This is a genomic window from Paenibacillus sp. BK033 (assembly GCF_004345425.1).
GTDB lineage: Bacteria > Bacillota > Bacilli > Paenibacillales > Paenibacillaceae > Pristimantibacillus.
Genome location: NZ_SLVP01000002.1, coordinates 242,973 through 260,267 on the forward strand (window position 1 = coordinate 242,973; position 17,295 = coordinate 260,267).

Below are 17,295 nucleotides of genomic sequence, written 5' to 3' on the forward strand. Positions count from 1 at the left end.
TAGCCAAAAGGGACGGAAATCAGGCATATGACTCCGCCCAACTATCGCGAATGACCTATTCTAGCAAAAATAGACAATCGTTCACGGCAGATACCGTCTTCTCTATGAATCTCTGAACATATCATGTGGTATATCAATTGAAAGGAGAGGATTAGATATGGGAGAAACAGGCTTGACAGGTCTGACTGGTCTGACTGGTCTGACTGGTCTGACTGGCCCTACTGGACCTACTGGACCTACAGGACCTACTGGCCCTACGGGTCCTACTGGCGCTACCGGCCCTGCCGGTCCTGGTGCTGCGGTATACGGTGCTAACGGAGGAGTCTTCCCGCTTGGCGCAATCGGTATCATCGGAACAGTCATTCCGCCGGTTGAAATTCTTGCCGTGCCCGTTACGGTTACTACGGCTGCAGCCAATAAAGTAAAAGTTGACGGGGTTGTCGATGTTGCGCTTTCCGGTACGATCGCCGGCGTATTGCTCAACCCAACGATCACCGTGGATTTGCTTCGCGACGGCGTAGTTGTAGCTTCGGTTACAAATACAACTTTCGCAACGGTTGCTCTAGCGACAGTTCTTGATCTTGAAGTAACGATTCCGATCACTTACTTCGACACGCTGACTGTCGGCGCTCACGAATACACGCTTGAAGTTGCCGTTAACTCGATCTCGGTAGCGATCACTGGCGCTACTGCAGCAGTTCAATACTCCTCGCTTGCAGCTTCGGTCGGCGTCTAACCAAACCCAAACAGCCTTTTCGCGTCACGAAAAGGCTGTTCCTCTACATATGCGTTTAAAGAGGAGCTTCTCCCTTAATGAGCGCATTGGCAAGATGGCCGAAATCAACGGCCACCTTACCGGTTATCCGCGCAAGCTCTTCGGTAATCAACACGGCAGCAATTCCGGCGGATACAAGAGCAATGTCAAAATCATACAGTCTGGCTGCCGACACAACTCTTTCGGCATCCCGGGCGCCATTAACCGGCGCGACGACACCGGCAATGGTTATGCCGCGCTGGGCAAGAACGGCGGACAAAGGTTCCGCCATATTTCCGATTAGCAGCACGCTTCTGTTCTGAAGGACAGGCAGGAGGCAGCCTGCTTGACATAAGCTGTAATTAATAAGGGAATCAGTCCAAAGCCGCTCCGTGAATGACAAACCGTAAGCTTGAAAAACCGGCGAAACAAGCAGCTGGTAATTAGGCATCCTGGTTCTCGGCAAACCAACAATGTCGGCTCTTGCAACCGCCTCCGCCAGCTTGTTGCGGGTATCCAGATCCGGCACCTTTACGCCGGCATAGTCCAGAAACCTGCCTTCCTTTCGCACCTGATCAACCGGCATTACGATTTCTTGCGCCATGGTAAGCAGCTCACCGTCGCCTAGCCGCACAATAGACAAAGGCTGCTTCTCATCCATAGCCTGCAGAATCGTATCTCTAACCTGTTCCGGAAGCAGAAGAGGAATAGCGTGTTCCTGATACCGGCTTATCCCGGCGGCAATGATTTGCTTTATCGTAAGGTCCGGAAAAATCATGTTTGGCGGCAGCAGCTGGTCGACGACTTCATCGCCGCCCGCGTATTTCCCCTCTCGATACCCTTTCTCGTAGCCCTCCTGGTAGCCTTCCTGCTGAATGGACTCCGGCTTGTCGCCATCGGCGACTGCTTCATGAACCGAATCCACAGGGATTAATAAACCGGTGGTTGGTGGATTTCCGGAGCTTTTGGGCAGTGCAGGACTTGCTCGCCGCTTTCTGTTGACCGGCTTCTTGCGTTTCCGCTGTTTACTCTTTTTCCGGGACATCCGAATGCGCATGAAGTTCCCCCCTGTCATCCATTTCATGTATTTCGAGCGGGTCAATCCCCCATTTATCCTTAAACAGCCTCCTGTTTCTTCGGAGAAGCTCCTCCAGCTCATCGCTTGCATAACCGCCGAAGGAAGCACTGCCGCGATGATAGACAAAAGCGTCTTTGGCAATTACAACCTTGAAGCCTGCTTGGTTTGCCCGGTAGCAATAATCGTCATCCTCGTAATGCCCCGGCGAGAATCGTTCATCAAGAACGCCGATTTGCTTCATCAGACTCCGGGAAAACAGCATGCAAAACCCGATGATCCGGTTGACGGATTCGTGCTTTTTGTTCTGATCGGCTCCTAACCGCGCGGCGAACCCTTCATAATCGCCGTCCATGGCTATTTGCTGCTTGCCGCTGGCATAATTCGTCATTGGCCCCACTATTCCGACAGCAGGATCCGAATCAAGCGTCCGGTTCATTCTTCTTAGCCACCCGGCCGTAACGAGAACATCATTGTTAAGAAGAAGCAGCCGATCGCCCCTGGCCAGTCTCAATCCCCAGTTGCATGCAGCGGGAAACCCGGTATTGACCGGCAAGGAAATCGTAATAATCCGCTGCTGCCTCAAGTATTCAAGCGTTCCGTCGGTCGAGCCGTTATCAATGACAATAAGCTCGTAAGGGTCCTTCGTATGCTTCCGGATCGTTTCGACGGTCTCCCGCAGAAGGGAAAGCGCGTTACAGGTCGGGATGATGATGCTTGTTAACACCTTTCGCACGCTCCCTTTTGCGCAAATGATCGGTATATTTCAATCTTGGGCTTTCCTCCCGCATCGCCCAGCCCAGCGCTTCCAAGTGATCTCCCATAATCAGCTGCGAGACCGGATTGTTGGCGCCGACATTGTCTTTCCGATGCCTGTTTTTCTTAAATACGTTGATGCTTCCGCCCATCCCCATGCGCAAGCCTCTCTGCAGGGCAATGGCCTGCGCTTTGGGCGGTACTGCCAGATTGGCGGAGCCGATTATTTCAATCGCTCTTCGGCTTAATGCATGTGGCACCGCCGTCATGGAATTGATCTTCAGATCGTCCCTGCGATTCGAGCGGTTCAGAAAGTACTTCATGATCGTGATTTCGTCCCAATCGGAGAACACTCCAACGTAACCGGAAAGGTCGTTCAGAGCAACATCCAAGCCCCGGTTCGTCGCTTTCACAAAGCTAAGGAGCTGTTCGGCAGCAACCGGAATGTCCGCGTCAAGAAACAGCACGATGTCGGAGGTTGTAATTTTCGCTCCGATCGCTCTCCCTACATCATGACCCAAGGCTTCGTTATAATGGAGAATAATCGCCTTGCCGCTTGTTCTGGCCATCATCAGGCTGGCGTCCGTCGATCCGTTCACTACAACGATAATCTCATGCAGCGGCATCCGCTCCAGCTCCTGTATGGTGGACATGATGGACAATTCCTCATTCATGGCCATAACAACGGCTGCTACTTTTTTATCGGTAGGAAGCAGCACCCAATCGGGAATCGCGCCGCTCGGCAACACGGAGAAATAACCGTCAACAAAAGCTTTCATAACGATCATGTATTTGTTAACGGCCATTGCTTTTCTAACCAAGCCGCTTTCCCTGATCCACAGCTCCTGCACATGCTGCAAGATATCTGCGTCATCTGCAACGGGCGCCGACCGGGCAGCGCTTCTTCCAAGCTTCCAGGCCAGTATTTTCAACGGTCCTCTCTTAACGGGCCTGGATGGCCTTGTGCCAGCCGGAATCGGACGCCGCCTCTGCCGGGATGACACCGGTTTGGAAGAGTAGGCTTTTTTTCGTTTTCTGGCGAGGCTTCTCATATTCTCACCTCGTTTTCGATTGTGTCTTTCTATGTTCTTGCCAATAGAATCCTCTTAGGTCTGCCTCTGACATTGTATGTACGGACGATAGGTTCGTAACGGCTTATGTACGTGACCCCGCTTCATAAATGTGTATTTCACCTGCACGTTTGTCCCTGACCTCTTATAGCAAACGAACATAAAATATTTCAATTCTTGTGCTTCCATAACGATAGATGGGGAGTTGACATATGGATTGGAAGTTTTATAGGCCGGAATTCGCAGCCGACCACGCACCGGAAATGCCGGCGGGCATGATGACGGAAGGAGCTTGGTCCGGACACCGCCGCTTCGCTTACGACCTTGTCCGTTTTGCCAAACCGAAAGTAATCGTTGAGCTTGGCACCTTATACGGAACTTCATTTTTCAGCTTCTGCCAGGCCATTAAGGATGCCGGTCTCGATACCACCTGCTATGCCGTCGACACTTGGCAGGGCGACCCGCACACGGGGATGTACGGGCAAATCAATGACGGTATTTATCAAACGGTTCAAGCGGTCAAAAACAGGGATTTTCCGAATGTCGGCACCTTGTTACGAACCACCTTCGACGAAGCGCTGTCGAATTTCCCGAATAAAACGATCGATATTCTTCATATCGACGGCTATCACGCTTATAACGCGGTGCTTCATGATTATGCGAGCTGGCTGCCAAAGCTCGCGCCAAACGGAATCGTCCTTTTTCATGACACGGCAGTCAAAATCATGAATTTTGGCGTTCATATTTTGTGGGATCAGCTTCGTGCCATTTATCCCCACATGCAGTTTCAACATTCGAACGGCTTGGGCGTGCTCTTTCCGAAAGGCGTGCCGGACAAATTCCAGGATGTGCTTGCCCAGCAGCAGAAGCTCATTCTCCGTTATGCAAGAGGGTAATGGCCATGAAGTATACGATACCGAAAGACAGTTACAAGAAAGCCAAGGACTGGGTTAATTCGCTTCCTGCAATTGAAGCCAAAGCACGTTACCAAGTGATCTATCCGGCCGAAACAATCCAGCTGCCCGCTCCAAGGAGCGTTGATCCCCACCGCTGGGTTTCAACCTGCCATTATGAGGAAGCCTTCGTTGTCCGTATTCCTGAAGGAAGGCTGATGACAAGTCACATGTACGTGATTACGCCGGACAATAAACGGTTGGGCGATCTGGAGCTGTACGATGCCGGTTATGAAAAAATGATTCTGGATGAGCCGGAGTATTATTCCTGCACCGTTGCCTCCTTGTTCTGGGGCTGGAACTTCCCCCAGCCAAAGAGCGAAGGTACGCACACTGTATTCGGGCATTGGTTCTTTGACCTTCTGCCCCGTATTCATCTGCTTGAGAAAAGCGGGATGCCGATTGATAAATACGTGTTGCCCAAACTGACCTTACCGTTCCAATACGAGTCGTTAAAGCTTCTTGGGATCCCTTTCAGCAAAATCATTCAAGTGGACAAAACGGATTTCCATCTGAAAGCAAAAACGTTGGTTGTCCCGGCCGTACCGCTAATGATCGGGAAATGCCCGCCCTGGGCCTCGCATTATATCGCGGATCAAATGAAGAACAAGCGAAAAATCCGCAAACGCAAAGGCTACGAACGCATTTATATCACCCGTGAGGATGCGAAAGCCCGGCACGTGGTGAACGAAGACGAGGTGCTTCGTTACCTGCAGACAAAGGGATTCAGGAAAATCGTGCTTACCCCCATGACGACAGAGGAAAAAATCGAGGTTTTTGCCTCGGCCAAGGTCATCGTGGCGCCGTTTGGCAGCGGCAGCATCAATGTAGCCTTTTGCGATCCCGGGGCCTCCCTGATTGAATTGGCTCCCAAATCCTTCGTCGACAATTACTTCTGGAAGCTGTGCTGTCATGCCGGGCTTGATTATTACGAGCTGTTATGCGAGGTTGAACCGAAAGCGCATGTCGGTGCGGACGACATCATCGTAAATCTAGGAAAACTGGATCATTACATGAGGTTGAACGGCATTGTTCATGCTTAAACGCATTCTTAAATTACAGGAGGATAAAGCATGAATATCCTGATATGGTCTAATCAATTCTCGATCGGCGGAGGGATGCGCCTCTTGTTCAATCTGACGGCAGCCATTGCCCGCCAGCCGGGAGTGGAGCGGGTCAGACTAGTCGTCGCACCAGATTCGCAGCTGCGAAATTACGTCGAGCTTCAAAAAACGGGGAATATCGAAATCTGCTACAACAGCAATCCGATCAACCATCCCCAGAGCAGCCACCTGCTCGCGAACATGAACGTGGTTTATTTCTTCTGGCCGCATACCGAGCAGTTCCAATTCATTGACCGCCCTACGGTCTGCACCTTCCATGACACCACCATCTTTGATTTCGTTCCGCCGTTTATGAAGGGCGAAGAATTATCGTTTCACTGGAGGCTGTCCAAGAAGTGGATCGATCATACGGCTTCGGTTGTCGTATCCTCCCAGCATGTCAAGAACAGGCTAATCGCTCATTTCGGCAGCCGTTCGGAGCAGGCATTCGTCATCCCGCATGCGATCACTCCAATTGCTAATGTCTATAACCGCAAGGTTTCGCCTGAGCTAAGCTCCCGGATTCCAGCCGACTATATTATTTATCCGTCGAATACTTCCCCGCACAAAAACCACAACAACCTGCTTGTGGGCTTCGCCAAGTCCCGGTACAAAAGAAAATACCCGTTAGTATTAACCGGGTATTTGACCGATAAATTGCGAATCCCGTTCCCGGACAGCACGTCCGAGGTGAGCTGGATCCCAACGCTTGTATCCACCATGAAGAGGACCGGTCTTCTCCTCGACCGGCAAGTCTATCCGCTTGGCTTCGTCGGGGACCATGATATTCCCGCCTTGATCAAAAACGCAAAGGCGCTTATCATGCCCAGCCTGTCGGAAGGCGGCGGCAGCTATCCGGTGGAAGAAGCCCTTCGACTCGGCACGCCGGTGCTCTGCTCGGATATTCCGGTTATGCGGGAGCATCTGTCCAGGCATAGCGCCAAGATTGCCTGGTTTGACCCGCATAACCCGGATTCCATTGCCAAAGCGCTGGATGATTTGTTTGACGATTACGACACCTACAAATTATCGGCTTTGCACGGTGTCCATGACGCCACGCAAACCTGGGACGATATTGCCAAGCAATATATCGAAGTATTCCGGATTACCTTCTGGCGCTACTATGGCAAGACTCTTTATTAAACCTCAAATCCGGCTGATGATTGCCGCATAATCGAGGGCAACATCCGCCCATCTCCTATGCAGGAGGCCGCTTGCGGCTTCCTTCTGGGCGGGAACGACCGATTTGCCCTGCAAATACAGTCTGCCGATAGATTCCGCTATTTCAACGGGGTTATAAGGATCAAACGTTGCAAAGCTGCTCATATCCGGAATAACCTCCTGGACAATCGACAGCCGGCCAAAGGCAACCGGGGTTTCCATCAGCAACGACTCGACGATCGGGAACGGACAGCTGCCTTCGAACAAGGTTGGCACAACGACCCCTTCCGCATATTTGTACAGCGATGGCAAGTCGGCAGAGGGGATACGGCCCATAAAGATGATCGATGCGCGAATAACGGGATCGGCGACCGCGTTCAACGCTTCCGTAATTTCCTGTTGTCTCGGACGGTTATTCAAGTCATCCGTAAATATAAGCTTTAATCCGGATGCCCTTCCCAGCTCGGTAAGCCGGAATCGGTGGAACGCGTCAATGAGGCGCTCATGGTTTTTGTGCAGGCGGATGACGGACGGGAAGGTTAAATAAGGACCAAACAAGTTGTATTTCACTCGGAATTCAACCTCGGTCTTGATGCCAAAGGATGAGTATTCCTCATGAGGCGCAGCGAATCGAACCACTTCCGTCTGATGCACCGGAAGCTTCAGATACTCCAGGCCTTCATGATTGCGGATATACTCGGAATCAAAGACGACAATCGCGGCATTCCTCGTAATCTTTTCCGCCAAAGAATGAATGTATTGATAATGATCCATATCCTTTGAATACAGATCCGGAAAATGCATATAGACCAAGTCATGCAGACAAACGATATATGGCCGGTGCAGGTATTGAGCCAGACCCATGCCGACGTAAGGCACGATCCAGACATCCGCCGGCACAACCCGATTAATCGTCGCCATGCTGTCGGAATGGTAAAAGTGCATACGGCTCGGATACATGGCCTTAAGCGGCGCAAAGATCGTTTCCGTCTCTTTCACGTTGGCTCCCGTTGTCGCGATATGAAGATTGTAGCCGTTCGGCAGACCTAGCAAGCCTTCGGATAGACGGACGAAGAAACGACCGATCCCTTCTCCGTCCATTGCGATTTGGGCGCCGAAGCAAAGGAATAGGCCGATATTCTGATTACCGGCAGCCCTGGCGTTTAACGCGGCTCGAGCCATAGCGGCCGGCGGATTCGGAGAACGCAGCAAACTCTGCGCCTCTTCGGACATGAGCAGCCTTGCCATCAGCGCTTGCCTGGACACCCCTTGATGGATAGCCGCAACTTCGTTTGCCACATTCGCGTCATCCGGTTCGCGGCCTAATAATTGAGCATAGATTCCATGAATAAAGTCCAAGGTATGGGCTGGGAATAAGCCTTGTAAATTAAAGGCCGAAGTGTTGTGGTCTCCGGAAGGCTTTCTGGTGAACACCTGCTCGGCTTCGCCGCTTTGCATGACGGATGCCGCCACCGCGGCTCTTGTCATCGCGCCGGCTTCCAGCCTGCCTTTAAATTCGTAGAAACCGGCCGCATCCGGCTCGCGCTGCAGGAATTGCCGGTAGATCTCCCAAATAAAGTCCTCATTATCCAGCTTGAATGCAAAATGCAGGTAATCGATGATCCGGCTTCCCTCCGCCAGACTTGCCCGCACTATCGCATTGTTGGACCTTAATCGGGCTGCATCCTCCGCCGATATGGAAGCTTCATCGGTAACGGCTGCATGCGGTACGGCTTTCTTTTTCCTTCTGCCCGTTTTTTTGCCGCGCAGACGTTTCCTGCCTTTTCTTCTCGAAAGTCTCTTCGGCTTTCCGTTTTTCCGCCGTTTGCTTCGTGCTGTCCGGCTGCGCAGGCTGCGTCTGATCGACCTGCGCTTCTTCTTCCGCTTCATTGGCTGGCCTCCCATCACTATTCGTCTGTAGATAGAGTATTGTCACGGCCCGAAAAAGCAACGGCGTACGCCCTAGCCCTCTGGGGATTTCGACCATATTTGCCGAATTAGACGCCTGTCTAGCCGGAATTGAAGCATTTTGTTTCCGCTTGAATATGATGGGATATGCGTAAAAGGAGACGATCGTTTTGTTTCATCATGCCCTGCCTAACAAAACCGTAATAATTGGTGCCGGCGGTCATGCCAAGGTGATCGCGGATATTTTGCGCCATGATCCGCATGTCGAGCTGATTGGCTGCATCGGCCATGATTCATCGGCAACCGTTCTTGGCTTAACCGTGCTTGGCGGTGACGAGCTGCTGCCGGAGCTGCATGAGCAAGGAGTCCGTCATGCTTTTGTCGCCATCGGCAACAACGCAAGGCGGCATGCTCTTGCGAAGCATGCGGAAGCTCTCGGGTTCGAGCTCGTCAACGCGATTAGTCCGCGTGCCTATTTGGCTACCGGCGTTACTCTCGGCACGGGAGTGGCGGTTATGCCGGGATGCGTCATACAGCCGGACACTCGAATCGGCTCATATAGCATCATTAATACCGGAGCTACCGTTGACCACGACGGAAATATCGGCAATGCCTGCCATATCGCGCCGGGCTGCCATTTGTCCGGCAACGTTACGGTGGGCGACGAATCCTTTCTCGGCACCGGTACATCGGTCATCGACGGCATGCGAATCGGGGAAGGCTGCATGATCGGGGCCGGGGCGGCCGTTATTTCGCCCATTCCTTCGTTTTCGCTGGCTGTTGGCGTTCCTGCCGTTGTCAAACGGACTTTAGCTTAAGAATGAAGGTAACTCGGAGGGAGGCATAATTCATGGACAACAAATTTTATCCGGTTGCCGTACCCGTATTTAACGGAAACGAAAAGAAATACGTCATGGATTGCATCGATTCAACCTGGATTTCTTCAGCCGGAAAATATATTAACGATTTCGAGAACAATTTCGCCGCTTATTGCGGCACCAAATATGCGATCTCCTGCAGCAACGGCACTACCGCCCTTCACCTGGCGCTGCTGGCGTTTGGCGTTGGACCGGGCGATGAGGTCATTGTACCTACCGTCACTTTTATCGCTACCGCGAACGCGGTTGTGTACTGCGGGGCAACGCCAGTCTTTGTCGATTGCGAGCCCGAGACGTGGAACCTCGATCCCGATAAGCTTGAGAGTCTGATCACGCCTCGCACCAAAGGCATTATTCCCGTGCATCTCTATGGCCACCCGGCCGACATGGAGGCCGTAACCGGCATTGCCAGGAAGCATGGCTTGTTTGTCCTCGAGGATGCCGCTGAAGCGCTTGGCGCGGAATACAAAGGGAAACGAACGGGGTCGCTTGGCGATATCGCAACCTTCAGCCTTTTCGGCAACAAAATCATTACGACCGGCGAAGGCGGCATGATCACGACCGACGATGAGGAGCTGGCGAACAGGATGCGTACGCTTCGCGGCCAAGGCATCGATCCGGTACGCAAATACTGGTTCCCGGTTGTCGGTTACAATTACCGTCTCACCAATCTGCAGGCTGCTGTCGGCTGCGCCCAACTCGAGAATGTGGATTGGCATATCGGTGAAAGGAAAAGAGTCGCCGGCCTCTATTACGAGAATCTCAAAGATGAGCCTTCCCTCACGTTGCCTGTCGAAATGCCTTGGGCGAAAAACGTGTATTGGATGTTCAGCGTTGTTCTGAACGGTGCAGATGAGGCCCGGAGAAACGAAATTATGGCGCAGCTCAAGGATGACGGCATCGAGACACGGCCTTTCTTTTACCCGATGCATGTTCTTCCGCCTTATCAAGGCTTGCAGCCGCATGAGGATTTCCCCGTTGCAAACCGCATTACCGCGCAAGGCTTTAACGTCCCTACTTACGGCGGACTAACCAAGCAGGATATCCAGCATATTTGCGACCGGATTAAAGCGCGCGTTCGCGGCGTGTAACGCGTATATAGAATGAAGAAAGCCCATCTAATTATCCTTCATTACGAGGATTGTGGATGGGCTTTGTTATGGAATCAAGGTTTCACTCGGATCCGGATAAGCAATCCGGCTTGCGATGATGCTTAGCGAAGCGCCGGCAGACTTAACGCCAAGCGCCGGCAAATCGCCGGGTCGGCACCTTGAAAAGCTCCCGCAAACACAAAAAAGCTGTCTCTATGCGAGACAGCCGAGACAGCCTTCAGCGTACCTGCTTATTCCATATCCAGACTTACGTCGTAACCCAGCTTGCGCAGATCGACAACCCGCCGCGCTTCCGCCAGATCGCCCGCCACCATCTCGCCCACGAGATCCTTCAGGCTGCTTACGGGCTGCCAGTTCAGCTTGGTCCTTGCTTTGGTCGAATCCCCGATCAGAAGCTCCACTTCGGACGGCCGGTAGAATCGAGGGTCTACTTTGACAACGGTCGTGCCTTGCGGAATCTGGTAATCCGGATTGCCGCAGGCTACCACGTAGCCGTATTCCTCCGCCCCTTCTCCGTCGAAGGCTACCTCGATGCCCGCTTCCGCAAAAGCAAGGCGCACGAACTCCCTGACCTCCGTTGTTTCACCCGTGGCAATCACGTAATCCTCCGCGGTATCCTGCTGAAGAATCCGGTACATCGCATCGACATAGTCGCGCGCATGACCCCAGTCGCGTTTGGCCGACAGATTGCCCAGCGCCAGTACGTCCTGCAGACCGTGAGCGATCCGCGCGACGGCACGGGTTATTTTCCGGGTTACGAAGGTTTCTCCGCGGACCGGGCTTTCGTGGTTGAACAAAATCCCGTTGCAGGCATACATATTGTAAGCTTCCCGGTAGTTCACGGTAATCCAATACCCGTACAGCTTCGCAACCGCATAAGGACTTCTGGGGTAAAACGGCGTCGTTTCGCTTTGAGGCACAGCCTGCACCAAGCCGTAAAGCTCGGAGGTAGAGGCCTGGTATATTCTGGTCTTCTCCGTCAATCCCAGAATCCGGACCGCTTCGAGCAGCCGCAAGGTTCCGATGCCGTCCGCGTTAGCCGTATATTCCGGCGAGTCGAAGCTGACATGAACATGGCTCATTGCCGCCAAATTATAAATCTCGTCCGGCTGAATCTGCTGGACCAAACGAACCAAATTCGTGGAATCCGTCAAATCTCCGTAATGAAGCACCAGCTTCTTCCCGGTTTTATTCGCTTCATCGGCGAGGCGGTCGATCCGCCCGGTATTCGCAAGCGAGCTTCTGCGTTTAAGTCCATGCACGACGTATCCTTTGGCAAGCAGCAGCTCTGCCAGATACATCCCGTCCTGCCCGGTAATCCCTGTAATGAAGGCGACCTTATTCATGGTTCCCTCCGTCATCGTCATATTGAGCAGGTCGGTCCCCTGCTATCTTCCATATGGTATGACAGGACAAACTGCCTCGGCATCGGACAAAGAACTATTTTCAGCCAAAATGAAAAACTGCGCTTAAGATCAATACTATTGCCAGAACTACATACAAAATGAGGGATATCAGCAAAGCTGTCCGTCTGTTCATAGCATCGTCCCCTTCGGCATTGATATACGGTTCATTATATGCGGGCGGGACATTCGCTGAGATTGTACGGCGGTTAATTTCTGTACGGGTTGTATGTCCCTGGAAAGCATACCCTATTAGGCTGTGATATAATGGAGCCCTATGACGTTATTTCTCCACCGGGAGGTTTACTATTTATGCTGCTTTCCATTCTGCTTATTTTGGTTGCCGTAATCGCGCTGCCTCCAATCATCTTCTTCAGCTACATGTACGCATTGTCGAAGAAACCGAAGCATTCCATTATCCGTTCCCATCCGTTCCTGGGCTGGCTCCGCTACCTGCTTGAGAAGCTCGGGCCCGAATTCCGCCAATACTGGTTTGACAACGATACGGAGGGCAAGCCGTTCTCAAGGGCCGACTTCGTTGGCGTCGTGTACGCGGCCAAATACCGGACGGACCTGATCTCCTTCGGTGGCCGCCGGGATTACGAGAAGCCCGGCTTTTATTTGTCCAACGCCATGTTTCCGAAGCTGACGAGCGAACTCAAAATCGATAACGATACCATGCTGCCGGGCAAAAAATATGTCATTACGGGCGAAGGCGTCTTCACGCGCCAGGAAAAATTTATTTCCGAGCAAGTCAGGCCTTGGCTCCTTCATGATGATGATGCGCTAATCGTGGGAGAAAACAGAGACCAGCCGTGGAAGCTGAAGGGGTTGTTTGGCGCCTCGGCTACCTCTTTTGGCGCGGTTGGGGAGAACTACATTCAATCGACGGGCAGCGGTGCCAATATGGCCGGCGGCTCCTGGATTAATACGGGAGAAGGCGGCGTGGCCGATGTCCATCTGTCGACCGGGGTTGATGTCGTGTCCCAAATTGGGCCCGGTCTCTACGGCTTCCGGGACGAAACGGGCAAATTCTCGATAGAAGCCTTTAAACGCAAAGCCAGCCATTCCAACATCAAAGCCTTTGAGCTGAAATTCCATCAAGGCGCCAAGATCCGCGGCGGACATCTGGAAGGCTCCAAGGTGAACGAAAAGGTTGCCGCGGCTCGCTTAGTTCCGGTCGGCAAAACCGTCAATTCCCCGAACCGCTTCGAGTTTTTGACCAGACCCGAGGAAGCGCTGGAATTTATTCAAACGCTGCAGCGGGAAGGCGGCAAGCCGATTGGCGTAAAAATCGTCGTTGGCGATCCCAAGCGGCTTGAGCCGTTCTTCCAGGCCATGATCGACATGAATATCTATCCGGACTTTATTACGGTTGACGGCTCCGAAGGCGGCTCAGGCGCTACCTTTAAAGCAATGGCCGACGGCATGGGACTTCCGTTATTCGCCGGCCTTCTGATCCTCGACGACACGGCTCGCAAATTCGGCGTCCGGGACCGCTTCAAAATTTTCGCCTCCGGCAAGCTTATAACTCCGGATAAAGTCGCCATTGCGCTCGCACTTGGCGCGGATGCCGTCAATTCGGCCCGCGGCTTTATGATGGCGAACGGCTGTATCATGGCGCTGCAGTGCCATACCGGCAAATGCCCCGCAGGCGTGACAACGACGGACGATAAGTACCAGGAAGCGCTCGCGCCGGAAGAAAAACAATGGCGCGTCATGAACTATATCCTCCAGATGCGGGAAGGCCTATTCTCTTTGGCCGCCGCTTGCGGCTTGAACAGCCCGCGGGAATTCCGCCGGGAGCATGTCGTGTTTATGACCGACAACGGCCATACGGACCGGGTCGTCGATTTGTATCCGTACCCGGAAACGGTATAACGAAGAAACCCGCTGGAAGCTCTAGCGGGTTTCTTCGTTATACCGGTCTCCCATCTTCGCGAGGCCTCGGCAAAGGTTTGCTCATGTTGTAATAGTGGTAGCTCTCATCCTCGATTTTAATCTTCTTCTTAAAACGGAATCCGCTCTTCTCGATCACCCGCATGGAGGCCGCATTGCGGATATGGGCCAGCCGCGACCAAACTGTCGATTTTCGTATGCTGAAACAAGTACTCCACCATTCCTTTCACGGCTTGCGTCGTATAGCCATTATTCCGGTGCTTATGCGAAATCGCGTACATGATCTCCCGCTCAGGTACGGGCAGCTCTTCTTTTACTCCCGTGCAGCACCAGCCAATAAATTCATCGCTCGATTTCTCGATTATCCCGAGCCTTAATCGCAGGCCGCCAACGTCTCCGCCCTCGGATACGGCGTGAATGAACCTTGCGTTCTCCTCCAGCTCATAATGAACAAACCATTCTTCCCTTTGTTCCCTGGACACGTTCCAACCCGGCAGGAACTCGTAAATTTCAGGCTGCCAGGTCAAGGCATGCAGGCGGTCCAAATCATCTATCGCGTATTCCCGTAAATAAACAGCCGGACAATCGATTCGGATTTGGCTCATCGTTATCTCCCCCCAATATCTCTGCTTTCCCCACTATAGCAAGCCCGCAGTGGCTCCACAGCACCCTCTTTCATTAAAAACAAACTTTCCCGCTCAAATTTAGGGTTGCAAATCCACATTCTCCGCCTTAAAATGAACCTATACGAACTTAAATAAACTTATTTAAACAACATTACTTAAACAATGGAGGTTATTTAAACATGGAAATCCGTTACGCTTCTCATCCGCAAGAGGTAAAAGCTTTTGACACCACACGCCTTCGCCAAGAGTTCCTGCTCGAGACGCTTTTCGTTCAGGATCAGCTGACTCTTACTTATTCGCACGTTGACCGCTTTATTATCGGCGGCGCCGTACCGGTTAACCAGCCCGTCAAGCTTGAAGCCGATACCAAAACAATGGGTGCCGCAACCTTCCTGGAACGCCGCGAGATTGGCATTATTAACGTTGGCGGCCGCGGTACGGTTACCGTTGACGGTACGGCTTACGATATGGAAAACAAGGACTGCCTCTACATCGGCCTTGGCGCGGCGGAGGTTGTATTCACAAGCACGGACTCGGCTAATCCGGCGAAGTTCTATCTGAACTCGACGCCAGCTCATAAAAACTATCCTACGGTGAAAGCCTCGATCAGCGAAGCTTCCCCTAACCATCTCGGTGCTCTTAACACAAACAACGAGCGTACGATTTACCGTTACATCCATACCGGCGGCATCCAAAGCTGCCAGCTGGTAATGGGTCTAACGATGCTGAAGCCGGGCAGCAACTGGAACACGATGCCTTGCCATACGCATAACCGCCGCTCGGAGGTCTACCTGTACTTCGATATGCAAGCGGACGGCAATGTCTTCCACTTCATGGGCGAGCCGCAAGAAACACGCCATTTGGTCGTGCGCAACGAGCAAGCGATTCTGTCGCCAAGCTGGTCGATTCACAGCGGTGTTGGCACAAGCGCTTATACATTCATCTGGGGCATGGCCGGCGAGAACCAAATCTTCGAGGATATGGACGCCGTTGCGCCTCAAGATTTGAGATAACAATGAATGCGATTCGCAGGCATGAATTAATTATGGAAGCCTTGCTGGCGAGCCGCGAGGTCACCGTTCAGGAGTTAAGCGAACGACTGGACGTGACGGGCAAAACCATTCGCGAGGATCTGGCAAGGTTAGAGGAAAAAGGACTGCTCCTTCGTATTCACGGGGGAGCAGTCCTTGCCCAAACGGGCCAGCTTGGGATCTTGTCTCAGCAAGAGCCGCTTGCGCGGCATGCCTCGGAGAAGACGGAGATTGCGGAGCTGGCGCTTTCTTTTATCGAGACCGGCGACATTATCGCCCTGGACGGCGGCAGCACAACGCTTGAGATTGCGAAGAAGCTTCGCAACCAGCCTCTCACCGTCGTAACCAATGACGTGCATATTATCGCCGAGCTCTCCCGCAAGGACGAGATTCAGCTTGTTGTACCCGGAGGCTACCGTGTCCGCAATATGCTGGCAGGCGCTGAAGCCGAGGCTTACATCCGGAAGCTGAATATCAAGAAAGCCTTCCTGTCTGCAACGGGTGTTCATGCGGAATTTGGCTTTACGATTTATACGGGCGATTTGACCGCATTCAAAAGAGCTTTGCTGGATACCGCTCAATCCTCTTACGTGGTTGTTGATCATCACAAATTTGGCCAAGGCGCCTTATTTACCTTTGCCGGCTTTCATGAAATTAGAACGATCATTACCGACTCCGGGATCTCAACGGAAACGGCTGAGCAGTACCGGCAGGCCGGCGCCAATCTTACGATCTATGAAAGGATGAATTAATCCATGCTATTTGATCTGACAGGCAAAACAGCAGTTGTTACGGGTACATCTGGAGGCCTAGGCCAAGCCATGGCGCTTGGTCTTGCGGAAGCGGGCGCATCCATCGTTGCGATCTCTTCCTCGAACAGCAATGCCACTGTCGAGAAGATTCGTGCTATCGGAGGACAAGCGGAGGAAATCTCGGCTGACCTCAGCAATGCGGATATTCTTGAGGACGTGTTTAATCAAGCCAGGGGATTCTTCGGCAAAGTGGATATTCTCGTTAACAACGCGGGCATTATCCGCCGTACGCCCGCTGCCGATCATTCCGCCAAGGACTGGCATGACGTTATCGACCTGAACCTGAATTCGGTCTTCTTCCTCAGTCAGCTCGCTGGCCGTCACATGCTGGAGCGCGGCAGCGGCAAAATCATCAATATCGCTTCGATGCTCAGCTACCAGGGCGGCATTAACGTGCCCGGTTACACGGCAAGCAAGCATGCGGTTGCAGGCGTAACCAAGGCGCTTGCCAATGAATGGGCTGGCCGCGGCGTGAACGTTAACGCCATTGCACCGGGTTACATGACAACGAACAACACCGCCCCAATCCTGAAGGATGAAGCCCGCACGAACTCGATTACCGAGCGGATTCCTGCAGGCCGCTGGGGTACGCCGGATGACCTGAAGGGTCCGGTTGTATTCCTTGCTTCCGCTGCTTCCGACTACTTGAGCGGTCACGTTCTCAACGTGGACGGCGGCTGGATGGGCCGCTGATAACAAGAAAAACCTCCTGAATGCGAAACGAGCCTTAGAAGCGATTCTATAGGCTCGTTTT

Annotated in this window: 16 protein-coding genes; 10 read left to right on the top strand and 6 right to left on the bottom strand. The window is 52.7% G+C overall.

Translation table 11 applies throughout. The features are described 5' to 3' along the window. Positions 1-157: 157 nt before the first annotated feature. On the top strand, positions 158-736 hold the full coding sequence (locus EV294_RS08360) for a hypothetical protein (protein WP_132305743.1): 579 nt from the start codon (positions 158-160) through the stop codon (positions 734-736). A gap of 55 nt (positions 737-791) precedes the next feature. On the opposite strand, the gene EV294_RS08365 is transcribed toward EV294_RS08360, so the two are convergent. Genes EV294_RS08365 through EV294_RS08375 form a run of 3 tightly spaced genes read right to left on the bottom strand, consistent with a single transcriptional unit; the run spans position 792 to position 3,517 of the window. Beyond that, positions 792-1,811: a GT-D fold domain-containing protein gene (locus tag EV294_RS08365; protein WP_132305745.1), complete on the bottom strand. Its 1,020-nt coding sequence runs from the start codon at positions 1,809-1,811 to the stop codon at positions 792-794. Continuing rightward, complete coding sequence (locus EV294_RS08370) at positions 1,780-2,556, bottom strand: glycosyltransferase family 2 protein (protein ID WP_132305747.1); 777 nt, start codon at positions 2,554-2,556, stop codon at positions 1,780-1,782. The genes EV294_RS08365 and EV294_RS08370 overlap by 32 nt, the downstream gene beginning before the upstream one ends. Continuing rightward, positions 2,525-3,517, bottom strand: a complete 993-nt coding sequence (locus EV294_RS08375) for a glycosyltransferase family 2 protein (RefSeq protein WP_165930614.1) — start codon at positions 3,515-3,517, stop codon at positions 2,525-2,527. The genes EV294_RS08370 and EV294_RS08375 overlap by 32 nt, the downstream gene beginning before the upstream one ends. Before the next feature lie 350 nt (positions 3,518-3,867). On the opposite strand from EV294_RS08375, the gene EV294_RS08380 reads away from it, so the two are divergent. From EV294_RS08380 to EV294_RS08390, 3 genes are read left to right on the top strand one after another with little or no spacing between them, the layout of a single operon-like run. Beyond that, positions 3,868-4,551: a class I SAM-dependent methyltransferase gene (locus EV294_RS08380; protein WP_132305751.1), complete on the top strand. Its 684-nt coding sequence runs from the start codon at positions 3,868-3,870 to the stop codon at positions 4,549-4,551. A 5-nt stretch (positions 4,552-4,556) separates the two neighbouring features. Continuing rightward, positions 4,557-5,651 (top strand): glycosyltransferase family 61 protein, encoded by a 1,095-nt coding sequence (locus EV294_RS08385; RefSeq protein ID WP_132305753.1) that lies wholly within the window; start codon positions 4,557-4,559, stop codon positions 5,649-5,651. 30 nt (positions 5,652-5,681) lie between these two features. Continuing rightward, positions 5,682-6,854 carry a glycosyltransferase family 4 protein gene (locus tag EV294_RS08390; RefSeq protein ID WP_132305755.1) on the top strand — a complete coding sequence of 391 codons (1,173 nt, stop codon included), beginning with the start codon at positions 5,682-5,684 and terminating at the stop codon, positions 6,852-6,854. Between the two features lie 3 nt (positions 6,855-6,857). Here the strand turns inward: EV294_RS08390 and EV294_RS08395 are convergent, their stop codons facing one another. Beyond that, positions 6,858-8,762, bottom strand: a complete 1,905-nt coding sequence (locus EV294_RS08395; RefSeq protein ID WP_165930615.1) for a DUF4214 domain-containing protein — start codon at positions 8,760-8,762, stop codon at positions 6,858-6,860. A gap of 188 nt (positions 8,763-8,950) precedes the next feature. Between EV294_RS08395 and EV294_RS08400 the strand changes: the two genes are divergently transcribed. Both EV294_RS08400 and EV294_RS08405 read left to right on the top strand, forming a co-directional pair. Then, complete coding sequence (locus EV294_RS08400) at positions 8,951-9,598, top strand: acetyltransferase (protein WP_132305759.1); 648 nt, start codon at positions 8,951-8,953, stop codon at positions 9,596-9,598. A gap of 32 nt (positions 9,599-9,630) precedes the next feature. After that, positions 9,631-10,749: a DegT/DnrJ/EryC1/StrS family aminotransferase gene (locus tag EV294_RS08405; protein ID WP_132305761.1), complete on the top strand. Its 1,119-nt coding sequence runs from the start codon at positions 9,631-9,633 to the stop codon at positions 10,747-10,749. A 251-nt stretch (positions 10,750-11,000) separates the two neighbouring features. Here EV294_RS08405 and gmd read toward each other — a convergent pair whose 3' ends face one another. After that, positions 11,001-12,116, bottom strand: a complete 1,116-nt coding sequence (gmd, locus tag EV294_RS08410; RefSeq protein WP_132305763.1) for a GDP-mannose 4,6-dehydratase — start codon at positions 12,114-12,116, stop codon at positions 11,001-11,003. Positions 12,117-12,485: 369 nt separating this feature from the next. Between gmd and EV294_RS08415 the strand changes: the two genes are divergently transcribed. Beyond that, a complete protein-coding gene (locus EV294_RS08415) occupies positions 12,486-14,054 on the top strand; it encodes an FMN-binding glutamate synthase family protein (protein WP_132305765.1) in 1,569 nt (522 codons plus the stop codon). A gap of 128 nt (positions 14,055-14,182) precedes the next feature. On the opposite strand, the gene EV294_RS08420 is transcribed toward EV294_RS08415, so the two are convergent. Further along, positions 14,183-14,677, bottom strand: a complete 495-nt coding sequence (locus EV294_RS08420) for a GNAT family N-acetyltransferase (RefSeq protein ID WP_347813052.1) — start codon at positions 14,675-14,677, stop codon at positions 14,183-14,185. 200 nt (positions 14,678-14,877) lie between these two features. Between EV294_RS08420 and kduI the strand changes: the two genes are divergently transcribed. Genes kduI through kduD form a run of 3 tightly spaced genes read left to right on the top strand, consistent with a single transcriptional unit; the run spans position 14,878 to position 17,234 of the window. Further along, entirely contained in the window at positions 14,878-15,711 is an 834-nt protein-coding gene (gene kduI, locus EV294_RS08425) for a 5-dehydro-4-deoxy-D-glucuronate isomerase (RefSeq protein WP_132305767.1), read from the top strand. A 2-nt stretch (positions 15,712-15,713) separates the two neighbouring features. Further along, positions 15,714-16,481 (top strand): DeoR/GlpR family DNA-binding transcription regulator, encoded by a 768-nt coding sequence (locus tag EV294_RS08430; RefSeq protein ID WP_132305769.1) that lies wholly within the window; start codon positions 15,714-15,716, stop codon positions 16,479-16,481. A 3-nt stretch (positions 16,482-16,484) separates the two neighbouring features. Next, the gene (gene kduD, locus EV294_RS08435; RefSeq protein WP_132305771.1) at positions 16,485-17,234 is read left to right on the top strand and encodes a 2-dehydro-3-deoxy-D-gluconate 5-dehydrogenase KduD; all 750 of its coding nucleotides are present in this window, start codon (positions 16,485-16,487) and stop codon (positions 17,232-17,234) included. The last annotated feature ends 61 nt before the right edge of the window (positions 17,235-17,295 follow it).